The sequence below is a fragment of the Stecheria intestinalis genome (genome assembly GCF_009696165.1).
In the GTDB taxonomy this organism is placed as follows: domain Bacteria; phylum Bacillota_I; class Bacilli_A; order Erysipelotrichales; family Erysipelotrichaceae; genus Bulleidia; species Bulleidia intestinalis.
In genome coordinates this window covers 24178-42094 of record NZ_VUMN01000026.1, presented here as the reverse complement: position 1 = coordinate 42094, position 17917 = coordinate 24178, and the positions used below count along the sequence as shown (strand labels likewise).

At 48.2% G+C, this 17917-nt stretch carries 16 protein-coding genes and 1 tRNA gene; 4 read left to right on the top strand and 13 right to left on the bottom strand.

Going from position 1 to position 17917, the window contains the following annotated elements:
- Positions 1-330: 330 nt before the first annotated feature.
- The 7 genes from rpoD to FYJ51_RS10280 all read right to left on the bottom strand — a co-directional run bounded on the left by rpoD (position 331) and on the right by FYJ51_RS10280 (position 6686).
- On the bottom strand, positions 331-1548 hold the full coding sequence (gene rpoD / locus FYJ51_RS10310; protein WP_154505466.1) for an RNA polymerase sigma factor RpoD: 1218 nt from the start codon (positions 1546-1548) through the stop codon (positions 331-333).
- Positions 1549-1680: 132 nt separating this feature from the next.
- Positions 1681-2664 carry a DUF362 domain-containing protein gene (locus FYJ51_RS10305; protein WP_205946296.1) on the bottom strand — a complete coding sequence of 328 codons (984 nt, stop codon included), beginning with the start codon at positions 2662-2664 and terminating at the stop codon, positions 1681-1683.
- The gene (locus tag FYJ51_RS13755; protein WP_205946295.1) at positions 2651-3421 is read right to left on the bottom strand and encodes a YdcF family protein; all 771 of its coding nucleotides are present in this window, start codon (positions 3419-3421) and stop codon (positions 2651-2653) included. The genes FYJ51_RS10305 and FYJ51_RS13755 overlap by 14 nt, the downstream gene beginning before the upstream one ends.
- 11 nt (positions 3422-3432) lie before the next feature.
- Positions 3433-4053, bottom strand: a complete 621-nt coding sequence (locus FYJ51_RS10295; RefSeq protein ID WP_154505460.1) for a flavodoxin family protein — start codon at positions 4051-4053, stop codon at positions 3433-3435.
- A gap of 6 nt (positions 4054-4059) precedes the next feature.
- Positions 4060-4572, bottom strand: coding sequence for a hypothetical protein (locus FYJ51_RS10290; protein ID WP_154505458.1), 513 nt, complete (start codon positions 4570-4572; stop codon positions 4060-4062).
- 225 nt (positions 4573-4797) lie between these two features.
- Positions 4798-6072 carry an ISAs1 family transposase gene (locus FYJ51_RS10285; protein ID WP_154505456.1) on the bottom strand — a complete coding sequence of 425 codons (1275 nt, stop codon included), beginning with the start codon at positions 6070-6072 and terminating at the stop codon, positions 4798-4800.
- Positions 6069-6686 (bottom strand): hypothetical protein, encoded by a 618-nt coding sequence (locus FYJ51_RS10280; RefSeq protein WP_154505454.1) that lies wholly within the window; start codon positions 6684-6686, stop codon positions 6069-6071. The genes FYJ51_RS10285 and FYJ51_RS10280 overlap by 4 nt, the downstream gene beginning before the upstream one ends.
- A 146-nt stretch (positions 6687-6832) precedes the next feature.
- On the opposite strand from FYJ51_RS10280, the gene FYJ51_RS10275 reads away from it, so the two are divergent.
- Positions 6833-6908, top strand: a tRNA-Val gene (locus FYJ51_RS10275).
- 404 nt (positions 6909-7312) lie between these two features.
- Here the strand turns inward: FYJ51_RS10275 and glyA are convergent.
- From glyA to FYJ51_RS10260, 3 genes are all read right to left on the bottom strand, one after another.
- Positions 7313-8533 (bottom strand): serine hydroxymethyltransferase, encoded by a 1221-nt coding sequence (gene glyA, locus FYJ51_RS10270; RefSeq protein WP_154505452.1) that lies wholly within the window; start codon positions 8531-8533, stop codon positions 7313-7315.
- A gap of 125 nt (positions 8534-8658) precedes the next feature.
- Entirely contained in the window at positions 8659-10185 is a 1527-nt protein-coding gene (locus tag FYJ51_RS10265) for an alpha-L-fucosidase (protein WP_154505450.1), read from the bottom strand.
- A gap of 60 nt (positions 10186-10245) precedes the next feature.
- Positions 10246-12000: an EAL domain-containing protein gene (locus tag FYJ51_RS10260; protein WP_154505448.1), complete on the bottom strand. Its 1755-nt coding sequence runs from the start codon at positions 11998-12000 to the stop codon at positions 10246-10248.
- Between the two features lie 196 nt (positions 12001-12196).
- On the opposite strand from FYJ51_RS10260, the gene FYJ51_RS10255 reads away from it, so the two are divergent.
- A complete protein-coding gene (locus tag FYJ51_RS10255; protein ID WP_105302649.1) occupies positions 12197-12793 on the top strand; it encodes a class I SAM-dependent DNA methyltransferase in 597 nt (198 codons plus the stop codon).
- Here FYJ51_RS10255 and lysA read toward each other — a convergent pair.
- On the bottom strand, positions 12784-13980 hold the full coding sequence (gene lysA, locus FYJ51_RS10250) for a diaminopimelate decarboxylase (RefSeq protein WP_154505446.1): 1197 nt from the start codon (positions 13978-13980) through the stop codon (positions 12784-12786). The genes FYJ51_RS10255 and lysA overlap by 10 nt on opposite strands.
- Before the next feature lie 112 nt (positions 13981-14092).
- On the opposite strand from lysA, the gene iadA reads away from it, so the two are divergent.
- The gene (gene iadA, locus FYJ51_RS10245; RefSeq protein ID WP_154505444.1) at positions 14093-15253 is read left to right on the top strand and encodes a beta-aspartyl-peptidase; all 1161 of its coding nucleotides are present in this window, start codon (positions 14093-14095) and stop codon (positions 15251-15253) included.
- A 270-nt stretch (positions 15254-15523) separates the two neighbouring features.
- Here iadA and FYJ51_RS10240 read toward each other — a convergent pair whose 3' ends face one another.
- Positions 15524-15865: a hypothetical protein gene (locus FYJ51_RS10240; RefSeq protein ID WP_105304136.1), complete on the bottom strand. Its 342-nt coding sequence runs from the start codon at positions 15863-15865 to the stop codon at positions 15524-15526.
- Positions 15865-17193 carry an IS30 family transposase gene (locus FYJ51_RS10235; protein WP_154505442.1) on the bottom strand — a complete coding sequence of 443 codons (1329 nt, stop codon included), beginning with the start codon at positions 17191-17193 and terminating at the stop codon, positions 15865-15867. Before FYJ51_RS10235 ends, FYJ51_RS10240 begins: the two co-directional genes overlap by 1 nt.
- A gap of 272 nt (positions 17194-17465) precedes the next feature.
- On the opposite strand from FYJ51_RS10235, the gene FYJ51_RS10230 reads away from it, so the two are divergent.
- Positions 17466-17876: a DUF3842 family protein gene (locus tag FYJ51_RS10230; RefSeq protein WP_154505440.1), complete on the top strand. Its 411-nt coding sequence runs from the start codon at positions 17466-17468 to the stop codon at positions 17874-17876.
- The last annotated feature ends 41 nt before the right edge of the window (positions 17877-17917 follow it).

The window sequence follows — 17917 nt, the reverse complement described above, 5'->3', positions numbered from 1 at the left end:
CCGGCTTCCTTCCGTTGACACCTCACGATGTCCACGTTGCCTTTGGCTAGCGCTTTGAATCATGCCGCTATACATGCGCAAGGGACTTTCACCCTCGAGTTATCACCCATGTCGGGTGTACTAAAAAAGTCCGGCTCACAGTTCCGGACTTTCTGTTTTCAGACACGTTGCTGGTGAAAGGGGGATTCCAGCAGCATATCTCCGCGCAAGCTCTTCCTTTTACTTGCACTGATAATATAGCCAAAAATCACCGCAGATCATTGTCAGAACCGTGTGAAATTATGTGAAAAAGAATTCCCGAGGCAGAAAAAGCAGCGGGAATTCCCGCTGTCAATCTGTCATGAAATCCTTGAGTCTTCTGGAACGTACCGGATGAGAAAGCTTCCGGAGTGCCTTTGCCTCGATCTGGCGTACCCGCTCACGCGTCACGCCGAACTCTCTACCCACTTCTTCGAGAGTCATCGGACGGGAACCATCCAGTCCGAACCGCAAGCGGATGACCTGCTCTTCACGTTCTGTCAGTTCGCTGAGAACCCGGTTGATCTCTTCCTTCAGAAGCTGACCTTCTGCGAAGTCTTCCGGACGCTGTCCGGTCTTGTCTTCAATGAAATCGCCCAGGTGCGCATCACTCTCATCACCGACTGGTGTTTCCATGGAAACAGGATCCATCGTAACCAGCTGAAGTTCCTTGACCTTTTCTGGAGTGATATCCTTCAGTCTTGCGGCAATCTCTTCCGGCGTCGGATCTCTGCCGAGCTCCTGCACCAGCTGACGCTGCATGCGCACGACCTTGCCATTTGCCTCAACCAGATGAACCGGCAGGCGGATCGTTCTTGCCTGGTCAGCAATCGCACGGGAAATCGCCTGGCGGATCCACCATGTTGCATAGGTGCTGAACTTGAATCCCTTATCCGGATCAAACTTATCAGCAGCCTTCATCAGACCGATATTGCCTTCCTGGATCAGATCCAGAAACTGCATGCCTCGGCCGACATATTTCTTGGCAATCGAAACAACCAGACGCAGGTTCGAAGAAACAAGCAGCTGCTTCGCTTCTTCATCACCCTGCTTCATGCGATGCGCGACATCCAGTTCCTGCTCTGCAGTTAACAGCGGAATCTGACCGATCTGCTTCAGATAGCTGCGAACCGGATCGCTGGAACGTACATTCTCGAGACCATTGAAGTCCGGAACGGATTCCGTTTCTTCGTCTTCTTTGTCCTCATCGTCGCTGTCTTCATCGTCCTCATAAGCAGCGTCTTCTTCCATGACCTCTTCTGCTTCTTCAAGGTCTTCTTCAGAACTTCCGATCAGGTTTTCTTCATTGAGCCAGTTCCAGAGCTGATCCGTGTCTTCATCGTTCAGCTTCATCGCCGTGATTGCTTCGGTGATGTCTTTCTGCTGCAGCTCGCCATTCTTCTGATAGACCGCACGAATCTCTTCCTTGAGTTCGTCCAGGCTCTTCAGTTCCTTTTTCTTCGGATCCCGGTAGATATTGATAATCGGATTTACTTCCGGTTTCGTCTTTTTCGTCTTGCTTGAAGCCATTCCTCAGAACACTCTCCTATATTTATTGCATCTGACATATTAAATGTTTTTCTCCCGATTGAGAAGACTTTTTTCGTGAAAAAAGCAGATCCGCAGGGATCCGCTTTCCTCGCTTCACAATCGCATTTCAGCTTAGCCGATCAGCTTGAACGGAACAACATCCTTCACAGCGAATTCCGGTGTGATCCGTTCTCCGTCATGATCCAGATCAATGAGCACATAACGATCATTGCCCATGCCGAGTTCCTTCATATAAGTAAGCTGACGGAATCCGTGACGCGTAGACATGCGCTCCCAGAGGTCATGACGATCGCTTTCCTTCATGGCATGAACCAGATCCACCGAAGCCTGATCTGCAGCCAGAATATCTGCGGAAGCCAGAATGCCGACATTCGGAGTCACAACCGGAGCAGCCTGCACACCCTCGCAGTCACAGGACACCGACATATTTCTCATCACATTCACATACGTGATATGCTTGCCGAAATAATCAATGGTAGCCTTGGTGGACTCCGTGATCTTCTCCATCAGCTCTTCCTGATTGACGCCCCACTGATCACCATTCTTCGCATGAATCATGCCCTTGCCGATTCTGCCATCCGCACCGCCGATGCCGATGTTCTTGTTGGAACCGCCGAAGCCGCCCATCACATGGCCCTTGAAATGCGTCAGGATGATCAGAGAATCATAGTTCACCATATGACTTCCATGCGTCATATGATCAAACCACTTGCCGCCCTTCACCGGAAGATCCACCGTACCATCTTCATCCATGATGTCAACCGGGCAGAACGTCCAGCCATTGACCTTCAGCGTCTCACGATGCTGTTCTGTCGTATAGCGATCGCCTTCATAGAAGGTATTCGTTTCCACGATGCTGGCATCCGGGCATTCCTTTTCCATGAATTCCTTTACCCATCCATGCGGAATGATATTCGGTCCATGTTTCTCACCCGTATGAAGCTTGACTCCGATCTTGCCGGAGATTCCTTCCTTCACTTTGTCATAGACCTTCATCATTCCCGCTGCAGAAAGATCGCGGGTAAAGTAAACAATGGACTCATTTCCTGTGCGTTCCTCATAAGGAACATAATAGCTGCCATCACGCATCATCATCTGATCCTCCTCGATGTGCATAAGTATAACTCATTTTCCATCTTCTGAACTTTTCTATGACCGAATCCATCGCAATCGAAAGGCATTCCCGATACAGTGCCGAAGGCAGATAGAGCACCTTCGTCTTCGCACCGATGCCGGATACATTCTTCATACCCATCCTTCTCGCAATTCGAAGACTCCGATACAGATGATAGCTGCTTGTCACGACTGCAATTGATTCATCCGGACTATCCAGCATCTGCTTTGAATATCTGAGATTCTCAATCGTGCTGCGGGACTTGTCTTCCAGACGGATTCGGTTGCGGTCAATCCCCATCTCCATCAGCACTCTTTGCATGCATTCTGCTTCGGAGCAAGGTTCATCAACTCCTTTTCCTCCGGAGACAATGCAGCCGCAGTCAGAATGTTCCTTCAGATAATCAGCAGCACTCCGGCACCGGTATCGAAGCGCATTCGAAGGCCCGCCATGCGGCATCACTCTGGCACCGAGCACAAGCAATTCCCGGCAGTTCTCATCCGGATCGCTCATACATGCATGAAGAATATGCATGCAGTTCACTGCGAGCATTGCCGTATACGCACATACCGCAGCAATCCACACCGCAAGCAATCCTCCCCGAAGCACTCCATGCTTCAGAAGCACAGAACTAACAAAGAAGAATCCTCCGGTCAGATACCAGGCAATACTGAACCGGTTTCCCTTTTCTCCGATCAGGATCACGGTTCCGTAAATCCCCATCAGAATACCAATCACCAGAAGAACCATCACCGGATGAAATTCGTCGCATGGAATGGTTCATAGACAGGTTCTTCCACTCCAGCCTTCTTTCCTGCCTCAATACACTTCAGCAGCCATGCCATATTCTCGGCCAGCGTCCGCATCGTCTGCAGCCCTTCAGCATCCTGTTTTGCTTCTTCAGCATTATTGCCATGAATCTGATTCCAGTACTGTGAAGTCACCAGCGGCATATTCGACATTTCAAAGTATTTATTCAATCGTTCGAACGAAGCTGTTGCTCCGCCTCTGCGGCAGGAGACCACCGCAGCCGCAGGCTTGCGCACGAACTTCTTTCCGGCGCTGTAGAACAGCCGATCCAGGAAGGCGCAGATCTGCGAATCCGGGCCGCCGTAATATACCGGGCTTCCCACTACGATTCCATCATATTCCTCAGCCTTTGCAGCAACCCGATTCACTGCATCATCAAAGATGCACTTTCCAGCCTTCCTGCACTTGCCGCAGGCAATGCAGCCATGAATTGCTTCATTGCCAAGCCACAGCATTTCCGTCTCAATGCCATGTTTTCCTAACTGCATTGCAACTTCTGACAATGCAACATCCGTGCATCCATGCGGATGCGGGCTTCCATTGACTAGCAGTACTTTCATATTCCTTCACTCCTCCATAATGTATCCAAAAAAGAACCTGGAATTGCAAATGGTCCACTTCAGATTTCTGCCTGTGCTTGCAATCATGAAGTGCTCTGCCTTTTCCTTACTCAGTCTGATGTCCTTCAGCTTCAGCCAGAGACAGGAATTCCCATCATCCTGGAAGATCTCCGGTCTCAGTTCCGGCTCCGGACACGGCACAGGTTCTTTCATATTGACCAGTTTCTCCAGAACCGCTTCATAGGCAATCTCATTGTCATAATGACTGTTATGAATGGCAAAGTATACTCTGATCTTCTGCTTCTCTTCAAGGGATCTCTGAAACCGGGCAGCCCGCTTTTCCTGCATGCCATGATGCAGAGAATCAATTCCCATCCAGGCAGATCCTTTTTCTCTGCAGCACTTCTCGAACGCAAGAATCGTATCTTCTCCATCTAATAGGGTTCCATCACTTAGTCTGATCTTCCCGAGTTTCATGAACAGCGACTGATTCAGGAATGGCAATGCATCTCTTCTCATAAGTGACTCTATTATATTTCACCGCCCGGAGCCTGTGAAAAAATTAGTAATTACGCATGATGGTCAATGATGGCGTAGTCAAGGGCTATTTTCGCGGTTGAGCAGTCAAATTTCATTGAATAGTCGCAGAAACTAAAAACATCGACAGATTCAGAGAGGATATGACTCTCTGCCTGCCGATGTTTTTATGGACGTAAAAAGCTCTTTGTTCCTGAATGCCTTGAACTACTTCTCAGACGGTTCGGTTCTCTTCCTCCGCCTCTTCTTCAGATCTTTCACCAGGGAATTCACTATTTCCTCTGAGCTCATAACGGACAGAATTGTATTCAGACATTCAATGGTGTTCTCCTGGAAGTAGACTTTTGCCTCTCGGTGAGGCAGTCCGGAGATAGACTGATACAGAGAGAATAACTGCTCTCCGAGATTGTTCAGTGTTGCAATATTATGAAGAGCCTGCTTGTCAGTGGAACGGACTGCATCTTCATGCATGTCATGATCCTTTAGCTTGTGGAACGTTTCGACGGACCACCGCAGAGAAATCGCCTGCCGAATCAGAAGGTCATCTCTGGTATTCGTGATGAAAAGGCGAACGCATTTGCTGGATGTCATTCTTGCGAAGCACTTCAGACCTGCCCATTCATCTGCCAGTACATAGCTTTTGGGAAGCTCCAGAATTTCAATGACACGGCTGTCTTCTTCGTATTTTCTGATTTTGTCTGGATATTTCTCAAAACGGGCTTGTATTTCTTCTGACAGGAGCTTCTGATTCTCTTTTGCAATAAGCACATAGATGCCTTTTCCTTCATGAATGATGGCTGCAGTTTCTCTCTGACAVTGAAGTGCGTCTGCAGTGATTACCGTATTTTTCAGATTCATCTGCCTCAGCAGTCTCTGTGCTACTGGGATCTCGTTTTCTTTCTTATCAATCGGTTCGCATTCAATGACCGTGTAAGAGGCTGCCTCATAGATATTGAGCATTGCGTAATTGCGCTGAGGATGATTCGTTCCGGAAGACCTTCCGCTGCCTCTCATTTCTTTGCCGTCAATGCATAGATGCCGGTAATCTCCCTGAACGGAATAGTGATTCTTCAGACTTTCCAGGAACAGATAAAACCCCTGGATCGTGTTTTCGTATAATGCATTTCCATCCAGAAGAGTCAGTATTCTTCGAATGGTGTCATGGGAGGGAGTGCTTCCATCTTCGGGAAGCAGTCCGTATTCTGCATATTTCTTCCGATTGGCCTTGATTACATAAGCAATATCAAGGAATGAAGCTTTTCCTCTCCGCAGCACGGTGAGAAAAACCATCAGAAGCACACTGGACAGCTTGTAAGCAATTTTCCCCTGCTGTCGGAAATCCGGCACGCTTTCAAAAAGATTGATGAACATCCGATTGTCCAGCAGCTCCAGAATGTTGTCGTCGGTAATGTTGATGTTGCGGAAACTCTCTGCAATCACTGCGGTTGTCTTCAGAATGCCGTTACTGTTCTTTTCGCTCATAGCTTTACTCCGTATTTCTGTGCAATCTCATTCGCCTTGGAAGGGTAAACCGCAGACTTAGGATCTGCAGTTTCATGAATGGTTGTGAGGAACAGAAGCTTGATCAGAATGTTCCTTTCCTTCTCATCAGGAATCTTCTCGGCAATCAGTTTTTCTATGGTGTTAGTCATCTTCTTCATCCGGTTCGGAGAGAGCCCTTGTGATAATCGATACAGAAGTTCCTCTTCTTTCCCGATGCAGAGATAGCTGGAACGGATGAACACTTCATTCACATCACCGAAGATATACTGAAGAACACCGAATATGACGATCATCTCGCTGGCGCTGTAGCCAGAACGGCAAAGATCCCGTTTGAAATTGGCAATGATGAAATGACTGAGCCCATACTCCAAACATCTGGAAGAAACAGAAGGAGCATCAGACCTCTTAGGAATGAATCCATCCTTCTCCGTAATCATTCCCAGATACTTCTGAACAGACTTGGGATACTTCTGCCCGGGCTGATAAACGGATGTGCACTGATAGAGGCCGTAACCATCCCGAACCTTGCGGATTGTTCTTCCCTTGCCGCGATACTTTTCAGCCCAGTCGGGATAAGTAACAGATTTCTTCATATCTATAGTATAAACGTATATGCTATAAATTTCAAAAACAAAAATCGGGATATCAGTCCCGATCTAGGTTCGTGCGTAATTACTAGTGAAAAAATCTATTTCCATTTCTTGGACCTTGTGGTAATATAAACAGGCATCCTTGAGATGAGTGCTTAGCTCAGTTGGGAGAGCACTTCCTTGACGTGGAAGGGGTCATGGGTTCGAGTCCCTTAGCGCTCACCATATTAGTGATGAAAACCGCATAATCAAGCGGTCAATGGCGTAAACCCAAAATAAGGGTCTACGCCTTTTCTTTTGCGCTGAGGTCTGCTGCGAACAGGCAGGATGTAGTATAGATATATCCTGATAAATAATCTTTTATTATAAGTATATATAGTGTATTAAATAGTTCCATGACCTCCTGTTCCGCAGGGAGCAGAGGATTATTTTGTCAATTTGATTCAGTGTTTGTTCCTCCCGGACCCTGTTTTTCGTTCCCATTTGAAGCAGCAGGCTTTCCCTAGATGCGCAGCCGGCTGGAAGCCAAGCGTTCTTCATCCAAGGAAGGAATCAAGGTCAAAAAAAGACATGAACAAGCTCGGGCCTGTCCATATCTTTCTCGAAAAACTCTGTCCGTTTCGAATTATTCAGTCAAACGGATGTGCTTCCGTGAGCGCCAGGACCTGCTGCTTCACTTCCGCCTTTACCGCATCATCGTTGATATTCTTCAGAACTCTGCCGATCATATGACCAATGGCAGTGAAGTCTGCTTCGCTATATCCCTTAGTTGTCATTGCTGCCGAGCCAAGACGGATGCCGGAATCAACCGTAGGCTTTGTGGTATCAAACGGAATCGCATTCTTGTTGACAGTGATGTTCACTTCATCCAGTGCCTTTTCTGCTTCAGCACCAGTTACTCCGATGGAGTTCAGCACATCTGCCAGAACCAGATGATTATCCGTTCCGCCTGTAACCAGACGGATTCCTTCTTCTTCCAGTGCCTTGGCAAGTGCTTTGCTGTTGATACAGACGTTCCTGATGTATTCCTTGAACTCCGGCTGCAGTGCTTCATAGAAACAAGCTGCCTTTGCCGCAACAATATGACACAGCGGGCCGCCCTGCATTCTCGGGAATACCGCATGGTCTACTGCCTTTGCATACTGCTCTTTGCAAAGAATCAGGCCGCCGCGCGGTCCGCGCAGGGTCTTATGCGTGGTGGAAGTAACAATGTCTGCATATGGAACCGGGCTCATATGATATCCAGTCGCTACCAGACCGGCAATGTGCGCCATATCCACAACCAGATATGCACCGCAGGCATCTGCGATCTTGCGAAACTCGCTGAAGTCAATCTCTCTTGCATACGCAGAAGCACCAGCCACGATCATTTTCGGTCTGGCTTCCAGAGCAAGTTTGCGGATTGCATCATAATCAAGTTTCTCTGTTTCCCGATCAACCCCATATGAAACACTGTCAAACAGCTTGCCGGAGAAAGAAACTTTTGCACCATGAGTCAGATGACCGCCGCTGGCCAGATCCATGCCCATGATCCGATCTCCCGGCTGAATCAATGAAAAATATGCGGCCATATTCGCCTGGGAACCGGAATGCGGCTGAACATTCGCATGTTCTGCATGGAACAATTCACACGCCCTGTCCCTGGCAAGATTCTCAACGACATCAATATACTCGCAGCCGCCGTAATACCGATGGCCAGGATAGCCTTCTGCATACTTATTGGTAAGTACGGAACCAGCTGCTTCTCTGATTTCCTTTGATACGAAGTTCTCCGAGGCAATCAGTTCAATGTTGTGGTTCTGGCGGTCCTGTTCTTTTCCGATTGCTTCAAAAAGTGCTTCATCTCGCATAGGATATTCCCCTTTCAATTCTGACAGTAAACATGATATTCCTGTTCCGGCAGGGACTCAACAGAAAATCTTTCATCATTATGAAAATATATCAAACCATATGAAATATTTTACATATGTAGTAATCACAGGAACTCCACCCGGAAAACAACCGGACTGTGCGTATGAATGGTCTTTGTTCGGATGATTAATGCGTCTTGTTTCTGAACCCACTCTGGTTTCTCCTCATATCCGAGAACCTCAACATCTCTGATCAATGCTCCGAACTCATAAGCAGCCGGATGATCCTTTCCTGCTAACGTATGCACTCTGATCTCTGAGACTCCATTCACCGGATCGGGATACTTCATGGCAAAGATATAGAGGTGGCCATGATTCACCGTGAACCGGAAGTCTTCGGAAGAATAGACCGAATCCGTCTGATCAGAGAACGCTCCTTCTTTTGGTGCAGTCGGTCCTTCCATGGAGATTCTCCATGGTCTGCTGCCATATACTGCTTCGCCATTCTGCCTCAGCCAGGAACCGATCTCTCTCAGAAGCTTCTGATCCTGTTCCGGAATCGTTCCATCTGCTTTCGGACCTACATTCAGCAGCATCACGCCGTTTCTCGAAATCGTATCAATCAGATCCTGAAGAATCATGTCAGAAGTCTTGTATACATTGTCTCTCGTATAGCCCCAGGAGATCTTTCCGACCGCGGTATCGGTCTGCCATGGTTCTGCCTGCATGGTATGGAAGCCGCCCCGCTCCATATCCGGCACGGCACATCCATACGGAATCCCGTCATTCTTCGTGATCACGAGCACTTCTTTGTTCCATTCCGCTCCGCGATTGTAGTAATAGGCAAGAATCTTTCTGAGATAAGGTTTGGCAGCAGCCTGGAATACCCACCAGTCAAAGTAAAGTTCCTGCGGCTGCAGGTGATCGATGAGTTCCATAGTACGGAACATCCAGTCTTCCAGGAATTCTTCAGAAGGAGCCGGTGTCGCATACCGATTGTCATTATCCTCGGAATCCATGATGGTCGAAGGCCAGTACAGATCATCCGGGGTCTTTGAAAGAGATGGGATATCAGACCACTCTTCTGCTGGCGTTCCATTCTTCAATGGCTTTCTCCCAGAGCCCATGAACCACCAGTGCTCTATTCTGTGAGAAGAAGCACCCGTAATCAGGCCATGCTTATGGAGTGCTTCATTCAGATCACTCAGCACATCCCGGTGCGGTCCCATCTCATAGGCATTCCAGTGAGACAGTTCGCTGCGGTACATCTGAAATCCATCATGATGCTCCGCAACCGGGATCACATACTTTGCCCCGGCTTCTTCAAATAATTCTGCCCAGGCTTCTGGATTAAAATGCTCTGCCTTCAGCATCGGAATGAAATCCTTGTACCCGAAGTCTTTCTGCAGGCCATATGTCTTCTGATGATGCTCAAACTCCATAGTTCCTTCCCGGTACATATTCCGGGAATACCACTCGCTTCCGAAAGCAGGTACTGAGTACGGTCCCCAGTGAATGAAGATGCCAAGCTTTGCTTTCCGGAACCACTCTGGTGTTTGATGTTCCGACAAGGATTCCCAGGAATCGGTATATGGTCCCTGCGCAAGAACCTGATTCATCTTCTTCATCCATGCATTGCGGTCATAGCTCATCGTATTCTCTTCTCCATGTCTTCAGAAAACCCGGAAGAGATTGTTCCGGGCTGTATCAATCTATTTTTCCGGCTGAACTGCTTCCTGATGACTCTGATACCACTCCAGAAGAGTCTTTTCCGGTTCCGGTCTGCTGAAGAGGAAGCCCTGGATCTTATTCACGCCATGATCCATCAGGAAGACTGCTTCTTCCCTGGTCTCCACTCCTTCGGCCAGAGCAGTGATATCTGCCTTCTTTGCAAAATCCAGGATCTCTGCAATCAGAAGCTTTCCCTTCTGGTTGCCCTTCTGCATTGTTTTCAGGAACTTCTGATCCAGCTTGATCACATCAAAGTGATAATTGCTCAGAATATTCAGAGAAGAATACTCACTGCCGAAGTCATCCAGCCATACCCGGAATCCGGAATTTCCGCGTTCCTCGATGATCTGTTTCAGAAGCTCCGGGTCTCTGCCGATCGCACGTTCCGTGATCTCAATGACCAGATACTTCCGTTCGATTCCTGCTTCATCCATTCTTCTGGCAAGCTTGTCGATCATATCGCAGACCGTGAAATCACGCTCTGACAGATTGATGGAAACCGGCACCAGAGGAATGCCCTTCTGCTGCTTCTTACGCATGCTCTGAATGATCTGCTGGCCCATATACAGATCCAGCTTCCAGAGCATTCCTTCATCCTCCAGAATCGGGATGAACTGATCCGGAGGCAGAAGTCCATTCTGCGGATCAATCCACCTTGCCAGTGCCTCCTCATCCGTCACCTTTCCCGTTTCAGGATCCACGATCCTCTGGAAATAAGCCTGGATCCAATGCTCGGAAAGTGCTCTGGTGAAATTATCCAGGACATATGCCTTCCCCGAGATCTCTTTACTGATCTGTTCGTTGAAGTACATGTGCCTTGACGCAAACTGTCCTCTCAGATGATTGCAGGCAGCCTTGGCCCGATCGCATGCCCGGCTGATGTCATAGTCTCCTTCAGCAAGCACATAGATTCCCGCCCGTAACGGAAGCACATTGCCATGATTGATCTGATTCAATGAAGCAAACAGCTGATCCATCTGCTTTTCAGCATAATCCGCATCCGTATAAACCGCGAAATGATCGCTCTCCACATGCCCGCAGCGCTCAGTTCCGAACACCCTGCTCAGAAGCTTTCCGAGTCCCTGGATCAATTCATCACCCTTTGCAAAGCCATAGCGATGATTGAACAGACGCATGTTGCTGAAGTCCAGATAGATGATTGCCGGAGTTTTTCCTTCTGCCCGCATGGTTTTCACGGAACTTTCTGCCAGAACCCGGAAATATATCGCAGTCGGAAGGCCCGTCATATCATCGTAATAATTTTCACGCTGCTTCCGGGAAATCTCTGCGCTCTCAATCAGAGCATCCATCAGCTCTCTTCCATGAGCAGTCTTCTGAGATGCACTGGTCTCGTCCATATACCAGATCATGGCAAGCTGCACATTCCCATCCACTGTGATATGCCTGCCCATCGAATGAAGCAGATGATATTCATTCTGATCCGGGAGCTTGCTGCGATATACCGCATCATAGACCTCATCCTTGCCGATTGCGAACCGGTACGCCAGATCTTCAATCCTCGCCACATCGGCCGGATCGGTATACCGATACATATCCGTATTCATCAGCTGAATGCATTCTTCCCGGGAAGAAGCACCGCTGAGCTTCACAAATCCATCTGAAAGAAGCACAGTCACGACCCTGTGGTCAGAAAGCTGATATACCGCAAACGGAATCGGAGAACCCTCCAGAACAGCCTGCACCTCCGGTGAAAACCTGTACTGTTCTGACGTCATAAACTGATCATCCCTGGAACACGATCTGAATATTCAAAGAAAAGCACACGAATCACCTTCCTTCCCAGTGCAGACTGGTCTGAACTGATGTAATTATCATCGATTTTGCTAGTTCCTGCAACGTCCTTCCAGAGCCCTCTTAATCCTGTTCAGATACCGGTATAATATACCTCATGAACTCTGTGAGGGTGTGAAGATGATTCGTGAATCTGATGTGATTTCCTATTTTGACCAGAAAGCAGCTGACTGGGACAGCAGGATGGTCCGCAATGAAGCAGTGATTGCCAGCATTCTGGACCATGCAGACATCCATCCCGGGATGGATATTCTCGACGTCGCCTGCGGAACCGGTATCCTGATCCCGGACTACCTGAAGCGCAGAGCTTCCTCCATCACCGGGATTGATATCTCCCCGAACATGATTGCAGAGGCAGAAAAGAAGTTCAGGCAGCCGGAAGTAACCCTGATCTGCACTCCGGCAGAGACGTATGAACCAGAAAAGAAGTTCGATGCCATCATGGTCTACAACGCCCTTCCGCACTTCAGGGATCCGCAAGCATTGATTGCGCATCTGTCTGATCTTCTGAAACCGGATGGAACTCTGACCGTTGCACATGGCCTCAGCCGCAAACGCATCAACGAACACCATGCCGGCATGAATACAAGTCTTTCCGAAGATCTGATGAGCATCGAAGAACTTTCTGAACTCTTCTCAGAATTCCTGGAAGTCATCTATACGAACTCCGATGAGCAGAGCTATCAGGCAACCGGCAGAAAGCATGCTCAGATCTGATTTACCAGATCTTCCATACTTTCCCGTTTCCGGATCAGACGATCCGTCCCATCCGAAAGAAGCACCTCAGCCGGGCGCAGGCGTCCATTATAATCAGAGCTCATGCTGAAGCCATAGGCTCCGGCATTTTCAATGCCGATCAGATCGCCGATCCGCATGCATGGAAGCTGTTCTCCTTCAGCAAGAATATCTCCGGACTCGCATAAATTTCCGCATACGGTATAGGTTTCCTGTTCTTCCGAATCCGAATAGCCATGAATCCTGTGATGGGCATGATACAGCACCGGCCTCAGCAGCACGTTGAAGCCGATATCCGTTCCGAGATACTTCACCCCGGCAGATTCCTTGATGTCTGTGACTGTGCCTAAGAGCATGCTGCTTTCGGCAACGATATACCTTCCCGGTTCAATCCGGATCTCATATGTTCTTCCGCTCTTCTGTTCAGAAGAAGCAATCAGATCTGTCAGCCTTCTTCCTAGTCTATTCAGATCCAGTCTTTCTTCTCCATTATACGGAACACCAAGTCCTCCGCCGAAATCGAGGATTCTCACATCCGGAAACTGCTGTGCCAGCTTCAGCAGAATCTCTGCTGCTTCCAGGAATACCGTATCATCCAGGAACAGAGACCCAACATGTTCATGCAGAGCAATCAGCTTCAGAGAATGCTTCTGAAGGATCTCAGAAATCTCTTTCAGATCTTCTGAAAGGACTCCGAACTTTGTCTTTCCACCGGTGATGACCTTTGCATCATGACCAGCACCGATGCCCGGATTGACCCGGATACCCATTTCAGATCCCAGAAAGAGCGTGCCATAGCGATCTGCCTGAGACAGCGAATCCAGAATCAGAATCCCCGCATGATCATGGGCATATCTCATCTCTGCTTCTGACATATTGCCGGAGCAGTACATGATCTGGTCTGCTTCAAAACCAGCTGCCCGCTCCTGTACGACTTCGCCTGGCGACATGGCATCGACATCCAGTCCTTCTTCCCGGATAATCTTCAGTAATTCGATATTGGAGTTTGCTTTGGCAGAATACTGGGGATGATAAGTCTTCAGGGCCAGAAGAGTTCTGACCTCTCTGCATCTTTCCCTCAGGACTTCTTCCTCATACACATACAGAGGCGATCCGTATTTCCGGATCAGTTCTTCTGCCTGTTCTTTCTTCAGAATCAGACGATCCATGGCATTTCTCCTTTTTCTTTCCCGTTATACCAGAGAAATCGTATCCATGAAGGAATTTCTTCAGCCTATTGGCGCAGAGCTCGCTATAATTTTGAAAAAGCGAGGAAATGACATGTTTCTGAAGATTGAAAAAGCACATGTGTTTGCACCGGAAGACCTCGGCATCAAAGACGTACTCATCTGCAATGACCGCATCATTCAGATTGCCGATCAGATTGGCTTCACCTGGGATAGCAGCGAATTCAAGGTATTAGACGGACATGGCAAGATTCTGGTACCGGGATTCATCGACCAGCATGTTCATATCATCGGCGGAGGCGGAGAAGATGGTTTCGCTTCGCTGATCCGCGAAGTGCAGATGACCGACTGCGTGAAGTATGGCGTCACCTCGGTAGTAGGCCTGCTCGGAACGGATGCCAATGCCAAGAGCGTATCTGCACTCGTTGCCAAGGCAAAGGCATTGAGAGAACAAGGCATGAGTGCATGGTGCCTGACTGGTTCCTATGCATATCCTTCCGTTAACTTAACTGGATCAGTGGCTCATGATGTTGCCTTCATCGATGAAGTCATCGGCGTTAAGATTGCGATCAGCGATCATCGTTCTTCCAATGTCTCAAAAGAAGAATTAGCCCGTCTGGCCACGCAGGTCAGAACTGCCGGTCTCTTAGCAAAGAAAGCAGGCATCGTACACATGCATACCGGCAGAGGAAAGAAGGGATACAAAGACGTCTTAGCCATTGTGGATGAGACGGATATTCCGATCACAACCTTCCGTCCGACGCATGTCGCAAATGCGTATGAAGATGCCATCACCTTTGCTAACAAGGGCGGCTATATCGACTTCACCAGCGGCAACGAGACTGCTAAGACTGCGCATCTGATGAAAGATGCCATGAGCAGAGCTCCTCTCGATCGGATCACCTTATCTTCCGATTCCAACGGCAGTTTCCCGAAGTGGAATGACCGTCTGGAAATTGTCGGCATGGGTATCGGCAAGATGGAAACCCTGTATGATACCGTCCGGCATCTGATAGTCCACGAACACGTCTCCGTCAGTGATGCAATCTCTCCGATCACGAAGACCGTCGCGACCGGACTTCTGCTCTATCCGCGCAAGGGATCGGTTGCCTGCGGCAGCGATGCAGACCTCGTATTGCTGAATGAAACAGACTATTCCATTGACAGCGTCATTGCCCTCGGCAAGGTCATGATGGAAAACAAAGTTCTGCAGGCGAAGAACTATTACGATTACGACGGTGAATTGAAAAACTGAACGCAAGTTTTACGAAGTTATCGCAAGCTGCGTGTGACAAGGGATAAGGAGAGACCGGTTCTGAAGTAGTTCCGGTCTCTTTTCTATGGTTTTTTTGCTTGAAATGGTAGGAAAAGTGTTCAAATACGTTACAATTTAAGCGTATTAAAACCTGCCCTGCTGCGCCGATAAAATTCAGACACGGTCAGCGCAACGGGGAATAATGACGGATGTTCAGCCAGAACCTGCCATGATTTCAATGCTTATTGATTGGTGATGCCGATCAGATGATTATGAGGGAATCTCATACTTCATCGGCAGAATACGGTTATAAATCTTCTTGTACCGAGGACGTTTCTTCTTTGGATAAACGGAGTAGAAGAGATCATGATCCCTGAGAAACGAGAAGCTGACGTATTCGAGATCGAGAACCTGCGGATCAGGAAGAGGATCTACAAGAGCGAAAAAGCAGCTGCTCTCTCTGTGCCAGCTCATGATGTAAAAGTCGATATGAGCGGTGCAGTCCTGGATGTAGACGCTGACAGGAGATTCCTTCTCGTCTCCAGGCAATTCCTGCGGAGCATTCGTCATTATGACTTTGGTGATCTCAGGAAGGCTTACGGTGTATTTCATTACTCGATGCCTTCCTTTCTTCTGGAGTCACGATATGTTCTGACAAGGGAAGGGTCCAGAACTACATCCTTTCCCTGGATCTGATGAATGCGGAAACACTTTTCAGCAATGTCATCGCCATAGGCAAACGAGAACATTTCATAGGGGGTGTGGTCATTCAGCTTCTTCCTGTGCAGCGAATTTGTATGACTGAACGCAAGATCGAAGAAATCCTGGTCCAGATCATTGAATGAATGTCCCTTCGGAATGATTCTGCGGAAGACGGAATGCGTATTCTCACAAGTGCCTTTCTGATATGGAGCACCAGGATCGCAGTAGAACACATAGACACCGAACTTCTCAATTTCTGATGGATTGGAAAATTCTGATCCATTATCCAGGAGCCATACAGCTGGCATCACTTTCTGGAACAGTTCCGCGCCAAGAGATTCATACAGCTGATTGACAATTGATGTAACAGATGCCGAATTGTTATGATCTCTGAGAAAGGCAACCTGGAAATCCCAGCTCGCCCATGTAAGCGTCAGAATGCATTTTCCGCCCTTATTTCCTTCTACAGTGTCACCCTGCAGAACAGAAAGATCCGGGTGTTCTTCCATGAATTTCAGATAGTCTTCATAAGTTCTTCCGATCCGGCACTTCTTGTCTACTTTGACGATCTGTGCCTTTTTACTGCGAGGCTTCATGCGTACGATGCGGGGAAGATCAAGTGGTCTTGCGGAGATCAGCCCGCTGTGAATCAGATTGTAGGCCTGCTTTTCGCTGATGGTGAACAGATCCGGAGAATCGGCAAAGATATGATGAACGGACTGTCCCATTTTCAGACGCTCTGATAGGAGGGTATCAATCTCCTTCACCTCGTCCTCTGTCAATGTGAGACCAGATCTGGACTCCCTGCGGATTTCTCTGGATTTCTCGTCTGCCTTGTCGGCGTAATACATTTGCTTTTTCAGCGGGCAGAATTTCCTGTTTGCGCAGGGATTGCATACGTACGGCGGTGAATCCAGCTTCCTGCAGACTTCTTCCTCATAGTTACTGCATGCCTGATTGCAGTTCTGCTTTCTGCAATGACTGCATTTCTTGTCCCTGCAGATCCCTGACTGACCAGGACAGATTCCGGATTTTGAACAATCCCGGCGATAAACACATCTGTTGGTATGTCCGACTCCGAAAGTGTTTACCAGCGTGCGATACTGCTTTACTTCTCTGCCAACAGAAGAAGCAGACATTCCGAGTACATCAGCTGTTTTTGCAAAGGAAAGACCATCAGAGAGATTCTTCTGAAGCGTTAAACGCTTATCCAGATCAAAACGACGATAAGCTGCCATAGACAGTTCCTCCAGTTCTATCGTTAGATGGCAGTAATCTGGCTGATATCTAAATGTTAAAGGAAGAAGTGATTCAGATCTACTTAATGCAAGTCCTTCTTCGTTACCTGTTCAGACTTACTTAATGCAATACCGAGGTTGCGTTAACTTTTACAAGTGAGGTTCGATTACGACTGATCAGAAATACTTCTGAAATTTTTCACAAAATGGTATAATAGCCTTACTGTATGAATACAGGAGCGGCATCTGAAGATGCCGGGAGAACAATCGGAATGAAGATACTGGTAATTGACGGCCAGGGCGGAGGCATCGGGAAGGCCCTCGTTTCCTCATTGAAGACAAAACTTCCTGAGGCAGAAGTGATCGCAGTCGGAACCAACAGCCGGGCAGCTGAAGCAATGCTCAAGGCTGGTGCAGATCACGCCGCAAGCGGAGAGAACTCCGTGATCGTCTGTTCCAGAGAAGCAGATTATATTCTCGGTCCCATCGGCATCGTCATCGCAGATGCGATGTATGGCGAGATCACTGCAGAAATGGCCGCAGCCATCGGCAGAAGCCGGGCAAAGCGGATTCTGATTCCGATGCATCATTGCGATAATACGGTTGCCGGAGTAGAAGACTATTCTATCAGCCATTTAGTCAGCGAAGCAGTCAATCTGATTCTCGCTGATCTCAATCACTGAAAAACAGGAAACGGCAGAAGCCGTGGATCGGTATATCACGA